This window comes from Aurantimonas manganoxydans SI85-9A1 (assembly GCF_000153465.1).
Classification (GTDB): domain Bacteria; phylum Pseudomonadota; class Alphaproteobacteria; order Rhizobiales; family Rhizobiaceae; genus Aurantimonas; species Aurantimonas manganoxydans.
The window spans coordinates 1,459,116-1,477,927 of the sequence record NZ_CH672387.1 but is presented as its reverse complement, the minus strand read 5'-3'; the positions used below and the strand labels follow the sequence as shown (position 1 = coordinate 1,477,927).

The 18,812-nt window shown below is 68.2% G+C and carries 17 protein-coding genes and 1 tRNA gene; 4 read left to right on the top strand and 14 right to left on the bottom strand.

Annotation, left to right across the window (positions count from 1 at the left end; genetic code table 11):
- Positions 1-192 precede the first annotated feature (192 nt).
- From SI859A1_RS06935 to SI859A1_RS06905, 7 genes are all read right to left on the bottom strand, one after another.
- Positions 193-381, bottom strand: a complete 189-nt coding sequence (locus SI859A1_RS06935) for a hypothetical protein (protein WP_024348516.1) — start codon at positions 379-381, stop codon at positions 193-195.
- A 17-nt stretch (positions 382-398) separates the two neighbouring features.
- Complete coding sequence (locus tag SI859A1_RS21600) at positions 399-563, bottom strand: hypothetical protein (protein WP_154653360.1); 165 nt, start codon at positions 561-563, stop codon at positions 399-401.
- A gap of 965 nt (positions 564-1,528) precedes the next feature.
- Positions 1,529-1,604: transfer RNA gene (locus tag SI859A1_RS06925), tRNA-Lys, on the bottom strand.
- Positions 1,605-1,769: 165 nt separating this feature from the next.
- Complete coding sequence (locus SI859A1_RS21360; protein ID WP_148233761.1) at positions 1,770-2,207, bottom strand: PilZ domain-containing protein; 438 nt, start codon at positions 2,205-2,207, stop codon at positions 1,770-1,772.
- 156 nt (positions 2,208-2,363) lie between these two features.
- Positions 2,364-3,383 carry a ketol-acid reductoisomerase gene (gene ilvC, locus SI859A1_RS06915; RefSeq protein WP_009209110.1) on the bottom strand — a complete coding sequence of 340 codons (1,020 nt, stop codon included), beginning with the start codon at positions 3,381-3,383 and terminating at the stop codon, positions 2,364-2,366.
- A 40-nt stretch (positions 3,384-3,423) separates the two neighbouring features.
- Positions 3,424-4,041: a TetR/AcrR family transcriptional regulator C-terminal domain-containing protein gene (locus SI859A1_RS06910; RefSeq protein ID WP_050767679.1), complete on the bottom strand. Its 618-nt coding sequence runs from the start codon at positions 4,039-4,041 to the stop codon at positions 3,424-3,426.
- Between the two features lie 168 nt (positions 4,042-4,209).
- On the bottom strand, positions 4,210-4,953 hold the full coding sequence (locus SI859A1_RS06905) for a pyridoxine 5'-phosphate synthase (RefSeq protein WP_009209108.1): 744 nt from the start codon (positions 4,951-4,953) through the stop codon (positions 4,210-4,212).
- 197 nt (positions 4,954-5,150) lie between these two features.
- On the opposite strand from SI859A1_RS06905, the gene SI859A1_RS06900 reads away from it, so the two are divergent.
- Together SI859A1_RS06900 and SI859A1_RS20255 are read left to right on the top strand one after the other, a co-directional pair.
- Entirely contained in the window at positions 5,151-6,707 is a 1,557-nt protein-coding gene (locus SI859A1_RS06900; protein ID WP_040325496.1) for a hypothetical protein, read from the top strand.
- Positions 6,708-6,933: 226 nt separating this feature from the next.
- Positions 6,934-7,335 carry a hypothetical protein gene (locus SI859A1_RS20255; RefSeq protein WP_050767469.1) on the top strand — a complete coding sequence of 134 codons (402 nt, stop codon included), beginning with the start codon at positions 6,934-6,936 and terminating at the stop codon, positions 7,333-7,335.
- 33 nt (positions 7,336-7,368) lie between these two features.
- Here SI859A1_RS20255 and SI859A1_RS06890 read toward each other — a convergent pair whose 3' ends face one another.
- The 3 genes from SI859A1_RS06890 to ilvN form a co-directional block, all read right to left on the bottom strand.
- On the bottom strand, positions 7,369-8,496 hold the full coding sequence (locus SI859A1_RS06890; RefSeq protein ID WP_040326375.1) for an ATP-dependent DNA helicase: 1,128 nt from the start codon (positions 8,494-8,496) through the stop codon (positions 7,369-7,371).
- Between the two features lie 162 nt (positions 8,497-8,658).
- Positions 8,659-10,638 (bottom strand): hybrid sensor histidine kinase/response regulator, encoded by a 1,980-nt coding sequence (locus SI859A1_RS06885; protein ID WP_050767468.1) that lies wholly within the window; start codon positions 10,636-10,638, stop codon positions 8,659-8,661.
- A gap of 96 nt (positions 10,639-10,734) precedes the next feature.
- The gene (ilvN, locus tag SI859A1_RS06880) at positions 10,735-11,307 is read right to left on the bottom strand and encodes an acetolactate synthase small subunit (protein WP_009209104.1); all 573 of its coding nucleotides are present in this window, start codon (positions 11,305-11,307) and stop codon (positions 10,735-10,737) included.
- Between the two features lie 189 nt (positions 11,308-11,496).
- On the opposite strand from ilvN, the gene SI859A1_RS06875 reads away from it, so the two are divergent.
- Positions 11,497-13,110: a hypothetical protein gene (locus SI859A1_RS06875; RefSeq protein ID WP_009209103.1), complete on the top strand. Its 1,614-nt coding sequence runs from the start codon at positions 11,497-11,499 to the stop codon at positions 13,108-13,110.
- Positions 13,111-13,180: 70 nt separating this feature from the next.
- Here the strand turns inward: SI859A1_RS06875 and SI859A1_RS06870 are convergent, their stop codons facing one another.
- The 4 genes from SI859A1_RS06870 to miaA form a co-directional block, all read right to left on the bottom strand.
- Complete coding sequence (locus tag SI859A1_RS06870) at positions 13,181-14,965, bottom strand: acetolactate synthase 3 large subunit (protein ID WP_081451348.1); 1,785 nt, start codon at positions 14,963-14,965, stop codon at positions 13,181-13,183.
- Between the two features lie 281 nt (positions 14,966-15,246).
- Complete coding sequence (locus SI859A1_RS06865; protein ID WP_050767467.1) at positions 15,247-16,053, bottom strand: DUF1206 domain-containing protein; 807 nt, start codon at positions 16,051-16,053, stop codon at positions 15,247-15,249.
- A gap of 40 nt (positions 16,054-16,093) precedes the next feature.
- On the bottom strand, positions 16,094-16,909 hold the full coding sequence (locus tag SI859A1_RS06860; RefSeq protein ID WP_009209100.1) for a GGDEF domain-containing protein: 816 nt from the start codon (positions 16,907-16,909) through the stop codon (positions 16,094-16,096).
- A 76-nt stretch (positions 16,910-16,985) separates the two neighbouring features.
- The gene (miaA, locus tag SI859A1_RS06855) at positions 16,986-17,912 is read right to left on the bottom strand and encodes a tRNA (adenosine(37)-N6)-dimethylallyltransferase MiaA (protein WP_244400939.1); all 927 of its coding nucleotides are present in this window, start codon (positions 17,910-17,912) and stop codon (positions 16,986-16,988) included.
- Between miaA and serB the strand changes: the two genes are divergently transcribed.
- Positions 17,911-18,804: a phosphoserine phosphatase SerB gene (gene serB, locus SI859A1_RS06850; protein ID WP_009209098.1), complete on the top strand. Its 894-nt coding sequence runs from the start codon at positions 17,911-17,913 to the stop codon at positions 18,802-18,804. The two genes, miaA and serB, sit on opposite strands and share 2 nt — an antisense overlap.
- The last annotated feature ends 8 nt before the right edge of the window (positions 18,805-18,812 follow it).

Genomic DNA, 18,812 nt, shown 5'->3' with positions numbered 1-18,812 from the left:
GTCGCTCTATCTGTCGGGGCGTGCGTCGGCGCGGCCCGGAAGGGACCGTCAGGCAGTACGGCGACGTATGAGCTGCGAGCGAGAGATCATGAGAGCCTTGTGCGGCGTCGGGAGGGTTGGCGTCAAGCCGGCCGGCGGGCAAACAAACCGGCGCGGTGGCCGGGGCTGGTGTCGTCGACGGGGTGGGGTGGATCAGGCGGCCTGCGCCGACAGCCGCAGGACCTCGGCCCGGTCGCCCGCCGCGACCTCGGTGTCGAGGTACGCCATGGCGGCAGCCGCGCCACGCTCGGCAAGCCGGATCCTGTAGATGACCGACTGGAAGGACTTCCTGTCTTCGAAGTCGAGCGCGGCGATGGTTTCGGCGGCGGAACGGTACGTCATGGTCTCTCCCTCGCTTCTCAAGCTGCGCGCCGGATTCTGCGGACGTCGTAGCGGAGCTCGCCCACTTTCTCCTCGAGCGTCTCGAGGTGCGCCTCCAATGCGAGCATGTATGCGGCGACGGCCGGGGTGCAGCCGAGGCCGTTTGCCCTTCGGACGGCGATGTCATGCGTATGGTCGGTCATTGTCTCTCTCCCTCGTTGCGGACCCGGTCCCCCGCGTGCCCCAAGAGAAGCGTTGGGCGCCGGCGGGATGGCGTCAGATTCGAGGGGGATCGGCGGCAGAGATCAGGCTGCCTCTCCCGGCGACGCGTACCCACGGCCATAGCGATCGAGGAAGACGTTCGGCTGCTGCATCGCGCGGCACCAGCAACGCCACAGGAAGCCCCCTGCGTCCTCGCCGTGCTGGCCGAAGCGGAGTTCCTCCCGGAAGCGGCGTCGATGGGCGGCCGAAAGGCGACGTCGAGAGCACGGTTGATGGCGGCCTCCGCCGCCGGGCCGTCGTCCGGTCGCGGCCATTCGTGGATCGGGCCAAAGCCGATCTCAAGCAGGGCGTAGAGGTGGTCGGAGTTGGGGTCGTCGATGGTGTCCTCCTGGTGTTGGTGGACCAGCACGGGGCGCCGAGGCGCGGGCGCGAAACCGCCGGCGGAGGGCGGGATGGCGACCTCGAATCTTGCGGGATGGGCCGTCACGGTGAACGCGGCCGCCGAGGTCTACCAGTTCGGCCCCCTCTGCGAGGGGAATCGTGGGCCCCACCCCACCGGGCGCCGACCGGCAGGGGCGCTAACCCGTAGGCCTTCACTCCCCGGGTGGCGACACTTCGGCGGAGCGAAATCACGGCGGGCACCGCGACGCGCGGGGTGCCTGATCGCAACAGGCGTGACCTGACCGGTCACGCGCCTCGACCCACAAAAGGGGAAGCAGATGAACAAGACCTTCGCGAGGGCGCTGGGCATTGGACGACTGTCCGTGGTCCGCTTGAAGATCGTGGCAGTGAACCCGAAGCGGCAGCAGGCCCCGCAACTTGGAATCAGGCCCAGCGGGGGCTCGTAAACTATTTTGGCTGTGACCTGTACGTGACCTGAGAAGCCATCGCGCTGACCGCAAGGTCACACCTGCGGCCCCCAAGTGCCTGCTATATCAAGAAAATTTGGTGGGTGATGTAGGGTTCGAACCTACGACCCGCTGATTAAGAGTCAGCTGCTCTACCAACTGAGCTAATCACCCACGACGCCGGTGGCGTTCGGTAGCGGCTACATAAGCGGAAGCGCGGTGGCTGTCCACCCGTCAGCGGGCATTTTTTGCAGTGCGATGACGGTTATTTTTGCAGAGTGCGCGGCAAGCGGTCGAGACGGGGCGTCAGGTGCCGCGCGGGAGGGGTTTCGACGCGGGTCAGGACCAGGCGAAGAGGCGCGTCAGGGCAGCTGGCAGCGCTTCCGGCGTGATCTTGCGAATGCCGCCGGCCGGGGCTGGGGTCGGCTGCGACTCGGGCTGCCTGGCCGCCGTCTGCGGCGCCAGCGGACGCTGGTCGCCTGCCTCCGGGCCGGGCTCGACGTCGAGGAAGCGGATGCCGGCGAACATGGCGCGGCGATAGACCAGGCGTGCCGGTCGCTCGTCGCGCTCTTCGCCGATCCGGATCTGGAATTCCTTGGGCAGATGCGCCGCATCGTCGATGGTGAGCAGGGCACCGGTCGCCGAGATATTGCGCACGATGCAGTCGAAGGTGGAAAAGCCGCCGTTGAAGATGACCTTGGCGCGCTTGAGCGTGCGCGTGCGGGGCGCGACGCGGCGTTCCGAATCGTCCGGTTCATGTTCGGGAAGCGCAGCCATATCGGCCTCCATGCCAGGACAGTCGGTCCGGTTGTCGCAGGAACTCCTTTGCAATTCCTGAACCAAACCCGGTGAGATTCAAACGAAATGCAAAGCGCCGGCGGGACAGGTCCCGCCGGCGCTCAAACTGTTGCAGGCTTGGCTTAAGCGAAGCGCCTAGTTGCGGTCCTTGTCGACCAGCGCGTTCGACTTGATCCACGGCATCATGCCGCGCAGCTTCTCGCCGACTTCCTCGATCTGGTGCTTGTCGTTGAGGCGGCGGATGCCCTTGAAGCGCGCGCCACCGGCCCGGTACTCCTGCATCCAGTCCGAGGTGAACTTGCCGGTCTGGATGTCGGCCAGAACCCGCTTCATCTCGGCCTTGGTCTCGGCGGTGATGATGCGCGGGCCGGAGACGTACTCGCCCCACTCGGCGGTGTTGGAGATCGAGTAGTTCATGTTGGCGATGCCGCCCTCATAGATGAGGTCGACGATCAGCTTCACTTCGTGCAGGCACTCGAAATAGGCCATTTCCGGCGCATAGCCGGCTTCCACCAGCGTCTCGAAGCCGGCGCGGATCAGCTCGACCAGACCGCCGCACAGGACGACCTGCTCGCCGAACAGATCGGTCTCGCACTCTTCCTTGAAGTTGGTCTCGATGATGCCCGAGCGACCGCCGCCGACGCCGCAGGCGTAGGACAGCGCCAGATCGAGCGCGTTGCCCGACGGGTCCTGGTGGACGGCGACGAGGCACGGCACGCCGCCGCCCTTCTGGTATTCGCCGCGCACGGTGTGGCCCGGGCCCTTCGGCGCGATCATGACGACGTCGACGGTCGCCTTCGGCTCGATCAGGCCGAAATGCACGTTGAGGCCGTGGGCGAAGGCGATGGCCGCGCCGTCGCGGATGTTCGGGGCGATCTCGTCGCGGTAGATGTCGGCCTGGAGCTCGTCCGGGGTGGCCATCATCATCAGGTCGGCCCAGCCGGCCGCCTCGGAGACGGTCATCACCTTGAAGCCGTCGGCCTCGGCCTTCTTGGCGGTCGCCGAACCGGCGCGCAGGGCGACGGCGACGTCGTTGGCGCCGGAATCCTTCAGGTTCAGCGCATGGGCGCGGCCCTGGCTGCCATAGCCGATGATCGCGACCTTGCGGGACTTGATGAGGTTGAGATCGGCATCCCGATCGTAATAGACGCGCATGCTGTATCCTCCTTTGGATGCTGTGGTTGTCGTCGTGAATTCAGGCCGTGACCGGCCTCTCCTCGTCCACTCCGTAAAGAGCGAAGAACTGGGTGGTGGCGCGCTCCGCGTCGCGGGCGACGGCCGCCTTGTCGAGCGTCAGCCGGTCGCCGAGTAAGAGCCGGATCTGCACGTCGCGCACGACGAGGCCGAAGAAGCTGCGGAAGGCGTCGTCGGCGTCCTCGAAGCGCACCAGCCCGGCATTTCGGCCGGCCTCCAGCGCCGGCTTCAGCCGCCGGGCCATGGCGAAGGGCCCGTTATGCAGAACGATGGCACCGAGATCGGCGGTCTTCGAGCCGGCCTCGGCAATGGCCAGCCGGTTGAGCGCGACCGAGGTCGGACCGCTGAGGACGGTGAGCCAGTCGCGGGCGAACTGGGTCAGATGCGCGGCGAGGCGCTCGCGCGATGCCGCCTCCGCCCCCACCGGCACGCCGCGGACCTTTGCGGCCTGCCACTGCACCGTCGCCGTCAGCAGACCGTCGCGGTCGCCGAACCATTTGTACAGCGTTTCCTTGGAGCAGCTCGCGGCACGCGCCACGGCGGTCATGGTCAGCGGCCGGCGCGCCTCGACGAGCAGGCGCAGCGCCGCGTCCAGCACATCGCACTGGCGCTCCGTCATGCTCTCCACGGCGATGGTTTCGGTTGCCGACACACTGCCTCCAGGGGCGGCTCGCGAGAGCCGTACCGTACGTTACGGTACGGCTTCTAGGAGGTGTCGGCGGCGGACGCAAGCGGAAATCCGCAGCGCCCGCCCTTTCGCCATCGGGCGCCTGAGTTCGCGGCGGGCTCAGCCTTGGCCGCAGGCGGCCCGGAACCGCCGCACCGAGGTCTCCATGCCGTATTCCAGCGCGTCGGCGGTGAGGCCGTGGCCGATCGAGACCTCGGCCAGCTCCGGAATGCGCGCGACCAGCGCCGGCAAATTCGCCACGGTCAGGTCGTGCCCGGCATTGACGCCCAGCCCCGCCGCAAGCGCCGCGTCGGCCGTCGCGCCGAGCCGCTCGATCTCGGCCTTCGCCGCTTCCGGGTCGGCATGGGTGCCGCCATAGGGGCCGGTATAGAGCTCGATTCGGTCGCAGCCCGTTGCCGCCGCCGCCTTCATCGCCGACGGGTCGGCATCGGCAAACAGCGAGACCCGCGCCCCGCCGGCCTGCAACCGCGCGACGATGGGCGTCAGGAACGCCCCCTCCCCGGCAAAATCCCAGCCATGGTCCGAGGTCGGCTGCGAGGGATCGTCGGGAACCAGCGTCACCTGCTCGGGACTGACGGTCTCGACCAGGGCGAGGAAGTCCTCGGTCGGATAGCCCTCGATGTTGAATTCGGCCGCCGGAAACTCGTTGTCGATCAGGGCGCGCAGCTCCGGCAGGTCGGAGAACCGGATGTGCCGCTGGTCCGGGCGCGGATGCACGGTCAGGCCATGGGCCCCGGCTCGCAGCGCGATCCGGCCGAAATCGACCACGCTCGGCCACGGCAGGTCGCGGCGATTGCGCAGCATGGCGACGGCATTGAGATTGACGGAAAGAGCGGTCGACATGCGGGCCTCGCGGAAACGTTTCGGCGCCCCGTAAGTGTGCGATCCCCGGCGACCGGTCAACGGCCGGGCGAGAAAACCTCCCGATCCGGCCCGGCGCGCCGAATGCGTGTTGAAAGCCCCTGCCCGACCGCTAGTCTGTTGAACACGTTACCAATGCCCGGGGCTCCCCCCGGGACGCGTTGCGAGGGAGAGACAGCATGCGTGGTTCGAACTTCATACCGATCGTCGTCGCCGGGGTCGTCGGCATTGCGATCGGCTGGGCCGTCGGCCCCGATTATGACGACCTTCAGGAGGATCTGGGCAACCAGATGCAGGGCGTCGCCGGCCGGATGCAGGCCGAGATCGAAAAACTGCAGACCAGCGTCTCGGAGCTGAGCCAGCAGGCGGCGGCCCCCGCCGACGACGCGGTGGCGCAGACGCAGCAGGCCATCGCCGATCTGGGCGCCCGTCTCGATCAGATGGGCGGCGACTTCCAGAGCCGCACCGAGGCGCTCGGACAGTCGCTGCAGAGCGGCGCCGGCGAGGCCCGCGATGCGGCGGCCGCCAAGCTCGACGAACTCGCCGCTGCGATCGAGGGGCTGAAGGGCGACATCGCCGCCGCACCGGCTGCCGCGCCGCAGGGCGGGTCGGATGCCGCAGGCGGCGACCCGGCAGCGCTGGCAAGCCAGGTCGGCAACACCGGCGCGATCCTGCTGCCGGGCCAGTCGGCGATCTTCGGCGGCAATCCGGTGCAACTGGTGTCGATCTCTGCCGAAAACGGCAGCGCGACGCTGGCGGTCGCCGGCGGCGATCCGAAGGACGTGACGTCCGGCAGCGCGATCGACGCCGGCAATGGCTGCCAGGTGACGCTGGCCGGCGTGGCCGCCGGCGCCGCCTATCTCGAATCGCAGGATTGCGCCGGTGCAACTGCATCCGGCGGCGACCAGAGTGCCGCCGCCGCAACGGCCGCGGCCGCGGCCGAGCCGCAGCAGGCGGAGGCGGCGCCCGCACAGGAGACCCAGCCGGCAGCGGCAGAGACGGCGCCCGATGCTGCCGCGCAGGACGCGCCTGCCGAGACCGCGGCTGCGGCGGAACAGCCCGAGGCGGCCGAAACGGCCCAACCGGCTGCTGACGCGCCCGCCGAACAGCCGGCCGCCGCAAGCGCCACCAGCCAGACCGTACCGGTCGGCGGGACGGCGAGCTTCGGCGAGAGCCGGATCTTCGTCTCCGCCATCATCGAGGACAGCGCGACGCTCTTCGCCGTCGGCGGCGGCGGCCGCGAGACGGTCGCCGTCGGCTCGGCTCTCGATGCCGGCAATGGTTGCAGCGTGACAGTCGAGGCGATCGAGAACGGTCAGGTGACCCTCGCCAGCGACGGCTGCACCGGCGACGCCGCCGCGACCAGCGACGACAGCGCCGCGCCGGCTTCCGATGACGCCGCCGCAGCGCCGCAGGAGACCCCGGCAGAACAGCCGGATGCGGCCGCAAGCGCCGCGCCTGCCGAGGGCGACGCCGCAGCCGCACCGGCCGAACAGGTCAGCGAAGGCGATGCGGCCGCTGGCGACGGCGGGATCACGGTCGGCCAGACGGCGACTTTCGGCGAGAAGAAGGTCTTCGTCTCCGGCCTCGGCGACAATGGCGCGACGCTCTACGTCGTCGGCAGCGGGCGCCAGCAGGTCGAGGCCGGCGGCTCCGCCGATCTCGGCGACGGCTGCGCGGTCACGGTCGACCGGATCGAGGACCGCACCGTATACCTGACGGCGAACGGCTGCTGACAGCCGAGCGAAGCGTCGATGATCGGAAAGGGCGGGACCGTGAGGCTCCCGCCCTTTTTCATGCCTCAGACTGACCCAGCGGAATACCATGCCAGACAGGAACGAGAATCCTGTCGATATTACTTGCCAACGCGACTAGACTGCCTTGGCGACGGCGCATGTCTGCCCGGTCGCTTGCGGCACGGCATCGGATCACAGCTGTTTCGGCAGGATCGGGAGTTTCGCCATGGTCAGGATCGACAGACTTTACGTCATCATCGGCATTGTGTGGCTGCTCGCAGGCGCGGTCTTCGGCACATGGCTCGGCGCGACCGGCCACCACAATTTCTCCAATTCCCACGCCCATATCGGGCTTCTGGGCTTCGTCGCCTCGGTCCTCTTCGGCCTGGTGCACAAGGTCTGGCCCGAACTGCGCACCCGCCGCCTCGCCTTGCCGCAACTGGCGGTCTACGAGATCGGCACGGTGTTCCTGATCCTCGGCAAGATCATGGTCGACGCGACCGGCGAGGACAACCTGTTCCTGTTCGTCGGCTCGATCACCGTCATCCTCGGGGCGTTGATGTTCCTGTGGCTGTTCGTCAAAGGCTCGGTGGCAAGCGACGCGCCGACCTTCTCGCCGGCCGAATAGGCCGCGCTTGCCCGCCGGCAGGACCCGGCGGGGCTATTTGACGATGGTCAGGCGCTCGGCCGCACGGGTGATGGCGGTGTAGAGCCAGCGCTCGCGCGTTTCCTTGAAGGCCCAGCTCTCGTCGAACAGCATGACGTTGTTCCACTGCGAGCCCTGCGCCTTGTGCACAGTCAGCGCGTAGCCATAGTCGAAATCGTCGAAACGCTTCTTCGTCGGCCAGGGAATGTCGGCGTCGGGATCCTCGAAGGCGGCCTTCAGCAGCCGGATCTTGGCGGCGCCCTGGTCGATGTCGTCGTCGTCCGGTTTCACGATCAGATTGACGCCCGGCTTGGTGGTTTCGCGCGAGGCCGTCATCACCTGCCAGAGCGAGCCGTTGAGCAGCCCCTTGGCCGGGTCGTTACGCAGGCACACCAGCTTGTCGCCCGACATCGGCAGCGGGCCCTCGAAGCCCTTCAGCTCGCGCAGCCGCGCGTTGTAGCGCCGGCGGGTGCGGTTGGTCCCGACCAGCACCTGGTCGGCGGCCAGCACCTCGTCGGTTTCCACCTCGCGCTTGCCGATGATGCGGGCGGCGCCCCAGTCGCCATGCATCAGTTCCTTGCCTTCGCGCACATGCAGGGCAAGGTCGATGATCGGGTTGTCGCGCGCCTGGCGGTGGATCTCGGTCAACAGGAAATCCGGCTCGGCCTCGGTGAAGAAGCCCCCGCCCGACACCGGCGGCAGCTGCCCCGGATCGCCCAGCACCAGTATCGGCGTGCCGAAGGACATCAGGTCGCGGCCCAGCGCCTCGTCCACCATCGAGCACTCGTCGACGATGATCAGCTTGGCCTTCGCGACCGGGCTCTGCCGGTTCAAGGAGAAGGTCGGCGAGACCCGCGACAGGCCGCTGGCCTCGTCGGAGATCGTCTCCTCGCCGCGCGGGCGGTAGATGAGCGAATGCAGCGTGCGCGCACTCTTGGCGCCCTTCGAGCGCAGCACCTGCGCCGCCTTGCCGGTGAAGGCGGCGAACTGCACCGCCCCGTCGATGCCCTCGGCGAAATGCCGCGCCAGCGTCGTCTTGCCGGTTCCCGCATAGCCGAACAGCCGGAAGATCGGTGTCTCGCCGTCCGCCAGCCAGTCGGCCACGGCCTTCAGCGCATCGTCCTGCTGTGGTGAGAGTTTCAAGCCGATCTCCGGTTGCCAGCCGGGCACGCGGCCCGATTCCCATTGCCAACAGCCTTATAGGTCCCGGCGCGGTTTTTCACCCTCGTCGCCGATGCGCCGTGCGCTTGCCACCATCGGTGGCAAACGCACCACGAACGCCGCTGCAGGGCGGCGCGTCCCCGTTCAGGAGCCGGCGATGGCCGCCCCCGGCGAAGCGGCTTTGCCGGCGCCGAGGGTCGCGGTGATTGCCTTGGCGAGTTCGTATTCGCCGAAGGGCTTGGACAGCTTGGGCAGGCTGTTGTCGCCGCCGGGCGGTAGCTCCGCATAGCCGGTGGCCAGAATGATCGGCAGCCCGGGCCATTCGCCCCGGATCGCCTCGGCCAGCTGGCTGCCGGTCATCCGTGGCATGGCGTGATCGGTGATCACCAGCTCGATGTCCGCCTCGCTCCTCAGGATATCGAGCGCCTCCATACCCGACGCCGCCTCGAAGACGCGGTGCCCCATGTCCTCCAGCATTGCCACCGTGTTCATCAGCACCAGCCCGTCATCATCCACGGCGAGGATGGCGAGCGGCCGGTCTTCGGCCGGCACGACAGGCACGTCAGGCTCGCGCGTCGATGCCGGCGCGAGCGCGGCCGTCGCGACGGGCAGCCAAAGCTCGACTCGGGTCCCCTCGCCCTTGCGGCTGTGGATCTGCAGGCCGCCGCCCGACTGGCTGACCAGCCCGTGCACCATCGACAGCCCGAGCCCGGTGCCCTTGCCGACGCCCTTGGTGGTAAAGAACGGCTCGGCCGCGCGCTTCACGGTCTCGGCATCCATTCCTTCGCCCGTATCGATCACCGCCAGCCGGACATAGCGACCCACCGCCAGCCCGCCGGGCCGCGCCACCTCGATGGCGGCCTCGTCCGCTTCGATGGTGACGACGCCGCCGCCGTCCATCGCGTCGCGGGCATTGACCATAAGATTGAGAAGCGCCGTCTCGAGCTGGTTGGGATCGATATGGGCGGGTGAGAGCCCGGCGGGAAAGCGTGTCTCGATGCTGAGCTCGGGACCGATCGAGCGCTCCAGGAAGGCCGTGATACCGGCGACGAGTTCGGCGAGATCGACGGTGCGCGGGGCCAGATCCTGACGGCGCGCAAAGGCCAGCATGCGCTGGGTCAGCGACGCGCCGCGGCGGGCTCCCTCCAGCGCGTTGTCGATCAGCGACTGCACGGCCGGCGGGTCGATGCCGACCCGCTTGCGAGCCATTTCCAGACTGCCGATGACGGCGGTGAGCAGATTGTTGAAGTCGTGCGCGATGCCGCCGGTGAGCTGGCCGATCGCTTCCATCTTCTGCGACTGGGCCAGCGCCTCGTTGGCCTTGGCCAGCGCCTCCTGCGCTTCCTTGCGCTCGGTGACGTCGCGGGTGATCTTGGCAAAGCCGATCACCCTGCCCTCCTCGTCGTCGACCCGGTCGACCACGACGCTGGCCCAGAACCGGGTACCATCCTTGCGGATGCGCCAGCCCTCGGTCTCGAAGCGGCCGTCCTTGAGAGCAGTGGCGAGACCGCGCTGCGGCTCGCCCCGCTCGCGGTCTTCGGGCGAGAAGAAGCGGGAGAAATGCTCGCCGACGATCTCGTCCCGGCTGTAGCCCTTGATCCGCTCGGCGCCGAAATTCCAGTTGGTCACCCGGCCCTCGGGGTCGAGCATGTAGATGGCGTAGTCACTGACCCCGTTGACCAGCAGCCGGAACTGCTTCTCGCTGCGCTGCAGATCCTCCTGTGCCTGCTTGCGCTCGGTCAGGTCGCGGGTGATCTTGGCATAGCCGATGAGGGTGCCGTCGGGGTGCAGGATCGGGTCGAGCACCACATGCGCCCAGAACTGGCCGCCGTCCTTGCGCACGCGCCAGCCTTCGGTCTCGAAGCGCCCCTCCGCGGCAGCGATGCGCAACGCCCGCTGCGGCAGCCCGGCCTCGCGATCCGCCGGCACGAAGAAGCGAGAGAAATGCGAGCCGAGAATCTCGTCCGCCGTATAGCCCTTGAAGCGCTGCGCGCCGGCGTTCCAGCTGGTGATGATGCCGTCCGGATCGAGCATGTAGATGGCGTAGTCGGTGATCGCGTCGACGAGCAGCCGATAACGACCCTCGTCACTGGCCGACGCCGTCGCCCGCTCCGTTTGCTCCATCCCTGTATCCCTCACGCATCTGTCCGTCACAGACATAGCAGCGGAACGCCCCGCGCCAAGATGGCGCGGGGCGTTCCGGGAACCTGCTCGAAGAACCTACATGCCGTCCTTGCCGCGCGACAGGGCGGCGACGCCCGTGCGGCAGACCTCGACGAGGCCCAGCGGCTGCATGATGGCGACGAACTTGTCGAGTTTCGACGGCCGTCCGGTCAGTTCGAAGACGAAGTGCTCGATCGAGGAATCGATCACCTTGGCGCGGAAGACGTCGGCAAGCCGCAGCGCCTCGACGCGCTTGTCGCCCTGCCCCGCCACCTTCAGGATCGCCAGTTCGCGCTCGATCGGATCGTTGTCGCCGTTGGCACCGCCGATGCGGGTCAGATCGACGACCCGGTGCACCGGCACGATGCGGTCGAGCTGGCTCTTCAACTGCTCGATCACGTGGGGTGCGCCGCGGGTGACCACCGTGATCCGCGACAGGTGCTTCTCGTGTTCGGTTTCCGAAACGGTCAGGCTCTCGATATTGTAGCCGCGCCCCGAGAACAGGCCGATGACTCGAGCCAGGACGCCCGGCTCGTTGTCCACCAGGACGGCGAGCGTGCGGGTCTCGTTCGCCTCCTTCTCCGGCGTGATGAAATAGGCCGATGCGGGCGGCTGGACGGGTTGGTTCATGTCGGAAGCTCAGCAGGTTCTTGGTGTTGCGGCACCATAGAGCCGCGACACCGAAAGGCCAAGGCGGCTTTCGCGGCACCGGGCCGACGGTCCGCTTGTGCGACGCAAGCTGGACGAGCGTCATCGGAAGCGCATCTTCAACTGCCATGAAGGCGCCGGACGCGGTGGCAACCAAGAGGAGAGACGGACATGAAGACGATCATGCTTCTGGGCACCACGGCTGCGCTTGCATTGCCGGCCTTCGCTGCGGCGACTGCACAGGAGCCGGACCGGGCCCAGTGCGTGCCTGCGCTCACCGACGGCGGCTTTGCCCTGACGATCCGGGTCGAGGGCGAAGACGGCCTCTTCCGCTTGACCTGCCGCGACGGTTCGCTCGTTGCCGTTCCCGCCGATGCGGTGATCGGACAGGCCCTTGCGCCGACAGCGGACGCGACGTCCGAGACAGCCGTCAAGAAGATCGACGCCAGCGGCGAAGCGGCGCAATCCGAACTCGGCGCAAGCGAGAAACTGGCCGAACCGCCCACCGAACTGTCCGCAGCGCCCGAGGGCGACGCGAGCGACATGATGGCGAGTGACGGAACGCCGGTGCCGACCGCTCCCGACGAGCAGACGGTCGCGAAAGACGCCGGGACGATCATCGAAGACAGCGTTGCCGCCGCGCAAGGTGCGACCGGCGAAACGGCGACCGCCCCGGAGCCGGAGAGTCGGGCGTCCGATACGGAAGCTGAAGACGAGGATACACGCGCTCCGGGCACCGCATCGGCTGCCATCAACGACCTGATCGGCGACACCGGCAACGCCGGCGCCCTGGGCGAAGCCTCCGCCGATCCCGCGCAGCCGGACGACCAGGCCGACATCGCCGATGTCCCGGGGACGGATGCGGCCGTAGAGATGGATTCGCATGACAGCGCCGATGCGAACCCGCAGGATGACCCGATGGCCGACGCCATCTCCGAGGACGACTCGGACGCCGAGGCCGGCGACGCGGCAATGTCCGGCGACATGGCCGCCGACAGCCTCACGGATGACGCTGAGGACGAGGATGCGGCCGACATCATCGCCGACAGCGCCGACGACGCCGCGAGCGAACTCGACGTCGACGCCCTCGACTCGCCGCCGGAAGAGCTGACCGACACCGCCCGCAACGCCGCCGGCGTGGCGGGCACGATGCCGCAATCCTCGGTCACCGAGGCGCCGCAGGATGCCGAACCGTCCGGCCCGGCCACCATGGCCGAGGAGGACGGCACGGCGGAGATGGACAAGCCGGCCGTCGCGCCCGAGGACGCGGCGCCCGACGGCGAGGTCGCGAGCCCCGGCGAGGCGAAGCAGGCCGATCGGCTCGCCGCCACCGAAGACCCGGCGATGGACGAGACGAACGACGCTGCGGCGCCGCAGACATCCGAGCCCGACATGATCGCGGTGCCGCTTGCGGTCATCGGCAGCGCCGAACTGGCCCTGCCCGGCGCGCAGTTCCGCTCCGTGGCGATCCGCGAGGATGGCGATCAGCAGGTCTACGCCCTGCGCGGCCAGATGCGCAGCGGCCGCGACGTGGCGGTGACCGTCGCCGAGGACGGCGCGGTCGTGAAGATCGACCGCGAGATCCTGCAGGAGGATGTACCCGAGCGGATCCTGCGGATCGCCGAGGCGCTGATGCCGGACGCCGAGATCCTGCGCGTGACCCTGTCGAATCGCGACAACTACAAGAGCTTCTTCGTCTTCAGCGGGCTCGACGCGCGCGGCGACGGCTTCGAGCTCGAAATCCGCTCGGACGGCCGCAGCGTCGCCTTCGACCGCCCGTCATAGGCTTGAAGCGACGAAGGGCGGCGTTGCCGCCGCCCTTCGTCGATCGTCTGCACTGAGATGGCTTGCCCGATCAGACCAGGGCCCGGCCCTTGGCGTCGATGGCGCTGCCGACCGCCTCGTCGCTTGCCTCGTCCGGCAGCAGGATCTCGTTGTGGGCCTTGCCTGATGGGATCATCGGGAAGCAATTGGCGAGGTTGGCCACCCGGCAGTCGAACAGCACCGGCTTGTCGACGGCCAGCATCTCCTCGATCGCCGCGTCGAGATCGCCCGGCTTCTGGCAGCGGATGCCGTGGCCGCCATAGGCCTCGGCCAGCTTGACGAAGTCTGGCAGCGCCTCGGTGTAAGAGTTCGACAGCCGGTTGCCGTGCAGGAGCTGCTGCCACTGCCGGACCATGCCCATATACTGGTTGTTCAGGATGAAGATCTTGACGTTGGCGCCGTGCTGCACCGCCGTCGACATCTCCTGCATGTTCATCAGCACCGACGCATCGCCGGCGATGCAGACCGACAGCGCATCCGGATGGGCGATCTGCGCGCCGATCGCGGCCGGCAGGCCGTAGCCCATCGTGCCGAGACCACCCGAGGTCAGCCACCGGTTCGGCGCCTCGAAGCCATAGAACTGCGCCGCCCACATCTGATGCTGGCCGACCTCGGTGGAGACATAGGTCTCGCGATCCCTGGTATGCGCATAGAGCCGCTGGATGGCGTATTGCGGCATGATGACGTCATCGTTCGGCCGGTACGCCAGGCTGTCGCGCGCCCGCCACGTACCGATCTCGTCCCACCATCCGGCGAGCGATGCCGGGTCGATCGCCGTACCGCGCTCCTTCCAGATGCCGACCATGTCGCGCAGGACATGGGTGACATCGCCGATGATCGGCAGGTCGACGCGCACGTTCTTGTTGATCGACGAGGGGTCGATATCGATGTGGATCTTCCTGGAGTGCGGCGAGAAGGCGTCGAGTCGACCGGTGATCCGGTCGTCGAAGCGCGCGCCGACGCACAGCATGACGTCGCAGCCATGCATGGCCAGATTGGCCTCGTAGGTGCCGTGCATGCCCAGCATGCCCAGCCAGCTCTCGCCGGAGGCCGGATAGGCGCCGAGCCCCATCAGCGTCGAGGTGATCGGCGCACCGGTCAGCGCCACCAGCTCGCGCAGGAGCTGCGCGGCCTCGGGGCCGGAATTGATGACGCCGCCGCCCGAATAGATGATCGGCCGCTTGGCGCTCGCCAGCATCGCCACCGCAGCCTCGATGCGGTCGCGGTCGCCGACCAGCTTCGGCCGATAGCTCTCGTGCTGGGTCTGCGGTGCCGGCGGCGTGTAAAGGCCGGTGGCGAACTGCACGTCCTTGGGAATGTCGACGACGACCGGACCCGGGCGACCGGTGGTCGCCACGTGGAAGGCCTCGTGCAGGACGCGCGCCAGATCGTTGACGTCCTTCACCAGCCAGTTGTGCTTGGTGCAGGGCCGCGTGATGCCGACCGTGTCGCATTCCTGGAAGGCGTCGGAGCCGATCAGCGTCGTCGGCACCTGGCCGGTGATGCAGACCAGCGGGATCGAATCCATCAGCGCGTCCTGCAGCGCGGTCACCGCATTGGTTGCGCCCGGGCCTGACGTCACCAGCATGACGCCCGGCTTGCCGGTGGAACGGGCATAGCCCTCGGCGGCGTGACCGGCCCCCTGCTCGTGCCGCACCAGGACATGGCGGACCGCTTCCTGCTGGAAGATCTCGTCATAGATCGGGAGAACCGCGCCGCCCGGATAGCCGAAGATGTCGGCGACGCCATGATCCTTCAGCGCCTGCACGACCATCGCCGCGCCTGTCATTTCCCGTGTGTCCGATGTCGCGTTCATGGCTCGTCTTCCGTCTCGTGCCTGCCGGGTTGGTCTGGCGCCGCTCCCGGTCCGGATGCTGTGTCGGAACTCGGCGCAATAAAAAAGGGCCGCTGGGGCCCTTTGAGTTGCGCACACGTGGCTCTCGCCGGGCGGTCCCTAGACCGCCTCGCGTGTGCGCCGTCCTACTACGAGAATGTTGATCTTTGTCATGGGGCGGAAGCTAAGCCCGTCCAGCGCGTCCGTCAACGACTTATCTGCGCCTGTGCCCGGCGACGGTCTTGTCGCCGGGCCGCACGAGGTCAGCCGACCTTCTCGATGTGGATGCGGCGATAGACCGCCTCGACGCAGGCATAGGCGCCGAAGGCGATCAGCCCGAGCCCGGTCAGCGACAGCAGAACCCAGCCATAGCTCCAGTCCGACATCGCCTGCAGCGCCGCTTCCAGCCCCGGCGTATCGCCCTCGCCATAGGAGACGGCACCCGTGAACAACAGGCCGGCCAGAACGAAGAAGGTGACGCCCCGGGCGATCAGGCCGAAGCGGCAGATCGGCCGCAGCCAGACGCGCTTGCCGGCGGGAATGGTCATGTATTTCTCGAAGCCGGCGACGACGCCCTTGTAGATGTGAGCGGCGCCGGCGACCGCCATGCCCAGCGACACGATATAGGTGATCCAGACGCCGTAGCCGGCATCGTAGGCCGCCGCGACGACACCGCCACCGCCACCGTCCGACCGCATGCCGGCAAGGACCGTCGCCGCATAGAATGCGGTACCGCCATAGGCGAAGGCGCTGATCAGCAGACCGAAACGCGCGAACACACCCCTGGCGTCGAGACCGTGCTCGTCGACGTCGAAGAACATCTGGATCAGCCGCCAGATGGTGAAACAGGTCAGGGCTGCCACGAGCGCGACGAGGGCTACCGTACCGAAGGCGGAGCCGGCGACCGTATCGACCGCGTCCTTGGTTCCCATGGCGCGGCCGGTGGCGTAGGCGGCGCGAAACGCGAAGTAGCCGACGATGAGATACACCAGCCCGCGCGCGGCGTAGCCGGCCCGCGCCGCCTTGCGAAGCCAGTCGTGGTGCTCGTGGGGAATGTCTAGGGTGGTCAATGTCGCTCCTCGCCTTTTTGAAGAGCCTATACGCGGCGGCTCAGGCGTTGGTTCCGAGGAGCACGCCGGCGGCCGACCCGGCACTGACCCGATTCCGCCCCGCCTGCTTGGCCTTGTAGAGATTGACGTCGGCCCGCTTGAAGATCGCCGCGCAGCCGTCGCCCGGCTCCGAAGAGGCCAGCCCCACCGAGACCGTGGTGCGCAGCTTCACGTCACCGACCCGGATGGTGAGCCCCGAAATCGCCTGGCGTATCCGCTCCGCGAAGGAGACCAGGCCGGGCGCCGACATGTTGGTCACGATGATCGCGAACTCCTCGCCGCCGAGGCGGGCGACCACGTCGCGATGGCGCGCGAAATCCGTCAGGCAACCGGCGACCACCTTCAGCACCTCGTCCCCGACATCGTGGCCGTAGGTGTCGTTGACGGCCTTGAACTTGTCGAGATCGAACAACAGCAGGCCAACCGGACGACCGACGCGGTCGAAGGCGACGACATATTCCTCGAACATCCGGTCGAAGCAGCGCCGGTTGCGCAGGCCGGTGAGCGGGTCGGTCAGTGCCGCCTGCTCCAGATGCTGGGAGCGTTGCTCCAGCGTGCCGGCGAGCGAGCGCAGCTTGCCCTGCTCGCGCAGCTGCGAGCGGATGGTCGGCAGGATCAGGAACAGGCCGGTACCCAGCGCCACGACGAGGCTGACGATGGTTGCAGCAAACAGACCGCTGACGATCGACGGCTCGCTGTCCGCTACCTTGGCGAAGATCGCCATGGAGACGGCATGCGCCTTCACGGTGCACGCGACCGCGACGACGATCGCAGCCAGATAAAGCCCGACCGAAAGCTCTGCCTTGGTGACCTTCATCGACCGCCCGACTTCCCGAATCTTCCCCATGGGAACTGATACGACGAGAAGCTGTCCGATTACTTAAGACGATGGCTCAAATCGTCTCGATCGCAACGATATCCGGGGCCGGGAGCCGCTGCCAGCTCGGATCGAACTGGTGCCGGAACCAGGTCTCCTGGCGCTTGGCATATTGGCGGGTGCGGGTTGCGGCCCGGGCCACCGCGACATCCCGCGCCATCGTCCCGTCGAGCACCGCCGACAGTTCGGCGACGCCGATCGCCTTGGCCGCCGATCCGTCCATCGCGCCGGGGATGGTGCGGAACGCGGCGACCTCCTCCAGCGCGCCCGCCGCCATCATCTGCGCGAAGCGCTCCGCAATGGTCTGGCGCAGCACGCTGCGCTCCGGCGCCGTCACGAGCTTCACACAGGCGGCGGGCTCCAGAAGGCCGGGACGCCGGCCGGTCTGAAGGGCCGACAGCGGCTGCCCCGCGGCCTCGCCCACCTCGAGCGCCCGGACGATCCGCTGCCCGTCGGCCGGGTCGATCCGTTGTGCGGCGGAAGGGTCGGATCGGGCCAGCAGCGCATGAAGGGCGGGAGCGCCCTCCTCCGCCAGCCGGTTGCGCCAGCGTTCGCGGATCTTCGGCGGCACTTCAGGCAGATCGTCGAGAAGACCGAGCAGCGCCTTGAAGTAGAGGCCGGTGCCGCCGCACAGGATCGGCAGCTTGCCGGCTGCGCGGATCTCCTCCAACACCGGCGCGACGTCGCGGATCCAGGCGCCGACGGAATAGATCCGGTCGGGCGCGACATGCCCGTAGAGCCGGTGCGGCACGCGGGCGAGCGCATCGGCCTCCGGGCGTGCGGTCAGGATGCTGAGGCCGTCATAGACCTGCATGGAATCGGCGTTGACCACGACGCCGTCGTGACGCTCGGCTAGTTCCACCGCGAGGCCCGACTTGCCGCTGGCGGTCGGCCCGGCTATCAGGATCGCCTGTTTTCCCGCCATTTCGGACTGTCGCTTCATGCTCGTCGCCACGCTCATTGCCGCACCGAAGGGTGCCGGTCTGCCCGCTTCCGGCCTCAGCGCGGTCGCCGAAGCGATCGGCACGACGCCGGACCGGGCCGCGTGGCTGGCCCCCGGTTATGCCGCCGATCTTCGCTTCGACACGCCGGCGGCGCCGACCTGGCGGCAGGACCTCGCCGCGATCGCGGCCGATGGCGGGTTCGACTGCGTGGTGCAGCAGCACGACCAGCGGCGCAAGCGGATTTTGATCGCCGACATGGATTCCACCATGATCGATCAGGAGTGCATCGACGAGCTTGCCGACGCCATCGGCATCAAGGACCGCGTTGCCGGCATCACCGCCCGCGCGATGAACGGCGAGATCGCCTTCGAGCCGGCCCTGAAGGAGCGCGTCGCGCTGCTGGAGAAGCTGCCGACCGCCGCGGTTGCTGAGGTCATCGCCGAGCGCATCACGCTGGCCTCCGGCGGTGCCGAACTCGTCGCCACCATGCGGGCCAACGGCGCCTTCACCGCCCTCGTCTCGGGCGGCTTCACCGTCTTCACCGGACCGATCGCGGAGAAGCTGGGCTTCCACGAGAACCGCGCCAACACCCTGCTGCATGAGGGCGACGCCTTCACCGGCCGTGTCGGCGAACCGATCCTCGGCTCGGCCGCCAAGGTCGCGGCGCTGGAGGAATTCGCGGCGCAGCTCGGGCTCGGCGTCGCCGATGCGATTGCCGTGGGTGACGGCGCCAACGACCTGCCGATGATCGAGCGGGCCGGCACCGGCGTCGCGTTGCACGCCAAGCCGACCGTCGCCGCCCGCGCGCCCCACCGGGTCGACCATGGCGACCTGACCGCGCTGCTGTTCATCCAGGGCTACCGGGCCGACGAGATCGTGCGGCCCGGCTGATCGCCCGC